Annotated in this window: 1 protein-coding gene; it reads left to right on the top strand. The window is 28.2% G+C overall.

Annotation, left to right across the window (positions count from 1 at the left end):
- Positions 1-890, top strand: an 890-nt coding sequence (locus JG677_RS08250) for an NAD(P)H-dependent glycerol-3-phosphate dehydrogenase (protein ID WP_200286159.1), incomplete at its 5' end; no start/stop codon positions are given.
- Positions 891-1,058 lie beyond the last annotated feature (168 nt).

The raw sequence follows: 1,058 nt of genomic DNA, 5'->3' as shown, positions 1-1,058 counted from the left end.
GAGCAGGTAAATGGGGAAGTGCTTTATATAGTGCTTTAAGTATAAATAATAAGTGTTATATAACTTCCTTGACTCCTAGAAATATACCAAATTTTATATCCATTAAAGAAGCTTTGAAATGCGAATATCTTATTTTTGCTCTTAGCGCTCAAGGAATTTCTTCTTGGCTTAAAGAAAATTTTATCAATCAAGGTCAAAAAATTTTAATTGCATCTAAAGGTATAGAAAATTCTACTTGTAAATTTCTAGATGATATTTTTTTAGAATTTGTTAATAAAGATCAACTTTGTGTTTTAAGTGGACCTTCTTTTGCCGCCGAAGTTATACAAAAACTTCCTTGTGCTTTAATGATTAATGGTTTTAATGAAAAAACTTGTAAAGAATTTGTTCAGTTTTTTCCTGATTTTATAAAAACTTACATTGACAATGATGTTAAGGGTGCTGAAATTTGTGGTGCTTATAAAAATGTTTTAGCTATTGCAAGTGGAATATGCGATGGTTTAAAACTTGGCAATAATGCTAGAGCTTCTTTAATTGCTAGGGGATTAATTGAAATGCATCGTTTTGGTAAGTTTTTTAAGGCTAAGGAAGAAACTTTTTTAGGGCTTAGTGGAGCAGGAGATTTATTTTTAAGTGCTTCAAGCAATCTTTCAAGAAATTATCGCGTAGGATTAATGTTAGCACAAAATAAAAATATAGAAGAAATTCAAATGGAACTTAAAGAAGTAGCAGAAGGTATAGCTACTTCATATGCTATAAAAAAAATAGCTCAAAAAAATGAGATTTATATCCCTATAGTAAATGAACTTGTTAGTATTTTAGAGGGCAATACATTAAGCGAATCTGTGCAAAAATTACTTAAACAAAATAATTTCAATAAGGAAGGGTAATGATTATTAAAAATGCTAAACTTTATGGAGAAGTTTTTAAGGATATTAGAATTGAAAAAGGTAAAATAGCGCAAATTGCAGACAATATAAAAGATGATGATAAAATTATAGATGCACAAAATCTCACATTACTACCTTCTTTTATTGATCTTTGTATTACTTTAAAAG

The organism is Campylobacter sp. TTU-622 (genome assembly GCF_016598965.1).
Lineage (GTDB): Bacteria > Campylobacterota > Campylobacteria > Campylobacterales > Campylobacteraceae > Campylobacter_D.
This window is presented reverse-complemented; position numbering and strand designations above follow the sequence as displayed.